Source organism: Polaromonas sp. P3_C2 (assembly GCF_056402675.1).
The window spans coordinates 1-791 of sequence record NZ_JBFUGX010001127.1 but is presented as its reverse complement, the minus strand read 5'-3'; the positions used below and the strand labels follow the sequence as shown (position 1 = coordinate 791).

Below are 791 nucleotides of genomic sequence, written 5' to 3'. Positions count from 1 at the left end.
AGGCCATCTCAACTGGCCGCGACTTGCTGGAGCTCGAGGCTGGATGGGACAGTCTTTTGAATGCTGAGAGACCATCTCTAGAGGGGGCTGACTCTACAGCGCTCAATGAGTTTTTACGACACGAGCGCGAATCATGGAGTGCACGCGATATCCCTCCGTCTAGAGGCAAAGCATGAGCCATGTTTTGCTTTTTGACACCAATGTCTGGAGTCATCTCGTTTTAGGGGATGCCGCTAAATCCGGAAAAGTAAGGGCACAACTTGCGGCGCTGCGCATGAAGTATCCGGGGGCGGCAATGGCAACCAGCGGTATCTGCATTGCCGAATGCATGGTCGCTGCGCGTCGCTTGCCTGACCTCAATGTCCGAATGGCGGCTGAAGCAGCATTTCAGCTGGAATTCGATAGGGAAAATCTGATGGTGGTGGACGTGACTCCGCAGATACTGGACAAAGCTGCGAGCCTTAGAGCAGAAGCTTTGCGCAGGGCTGCTGCTCTTGGGGGAGCACCTGCGGGCCCCAATGGCGGAAAACTAAAATTACCTGATGCCGTCATAGCCGCCACCTGCGTCGACTTTGATCCTGTTGCTATTTTGGTCACTGAGAATGTGGGGGATTTTCAATACATCGAGAACGGTTTGGTGCAGACGGTGTTTAGCTTGACTGTAGAGGTAGTGGGATAAAACACACCTCAGGCTTCTGGCCCGACATTGACCACCATCCAGTTCTTTGTATTTAGTTGGACGTTCTAAGCCCTCTTCCTTCCGTAGCTCGCCGCGTGGGTTGATATGGCGA

Annotated in this window: 1 protein-coding gene; it reads left to right on the top strand. The window is 53.4% G+C overall.

Features of this window, described 5'->3' with window-relative positions:
• Positions 1-172 precede the first annotated feature (172 nt).
• Entirely contained in the window at positions 173-679 is a 507-nt protein-coding gene (locus tag AC1DWI_RS25100) for a type II toxin-antitoxin system VapC family toxin (RefSeq protein WP_477670966.1), read from the top strand.
• Positions 680-791: the final 112 nt, after the last annotated feature.

Excerpts from the sequence above, each read along its gene's own strand:
- AC1DWI_RS25100 (WP_477670966.1), top strand. The coding sequence starts at position 173 with ATGAGCCATGTTTTGCTTTTTGACACCAATGTCTGGAGTCATCTCGTT.